Genomic DNA, 483 nt, shown 5'->3' on the forward strand with positions numbered 1-483 from the left:
CTGGCCGAACACCGACGGGTCGGGTGCCGAGGTGAGCGCCGTGGTGGTGTCGGCCGTGGTGACGGTCTGGGGGTCGATGGGTGAGGTGGAGCCGTTGAAGCTGGTGTCTCCGCTGTAGACGGCCGTCAACGCGTGGATGCCGACGCCGAGGCCGGAGGTGGTGAAGGTGGCCACGCCCGCGACGACAGTGCCGGTGCCCAGCAGGGTGACGCCGTCGAAGAACGACACCGTGCCGGTGGGGGTGCCGGCTCCGGGGGCGGTGGCGGTGACGGTGGCGGTGAGGACCTTGGGCTGGCCGAACACCGACGCGGGGGACGTGGAGCCGTTGAAGGCGCTGTCTCCGCTGTAGACGGCGGTCAGCGCGTGGATGCCGACGCCGAGGTCGGAGGTGGTGAAGGTGGCCGTGCCGCCGGCGTCCAGGGTGGCGGTGCCCACAAGAACGATGCCGTCGAAGAACGACACGGTGCCGGTCGGGGTGCCGGC

At 71.6% G+C, this 483-nt stretch carries 1 protein-coding gene; it reads right to left on the bottom strand.

Going from position 1 to position 483, the window contains the following annotated elements; all coding sequences use genetic code 11:
• On the bottom strand, positions 1-483 hold a 483-nt coding region (locus tag OP86_RS32690), incomplete at both ends, for an Ig-like domain-containing protein (RefSeq protein ID WP_033334556.1).

The organism is Streptomyces novaecaesareae, assembly GCF_000716875.1.
GTDB classification, from domain to species: Bacteria; Actinomycetota; Actinomycetes; order Streptomycetales; family Streptomycetaceae; genus Kitasatospora; species Kitasatospora novaecaesareae.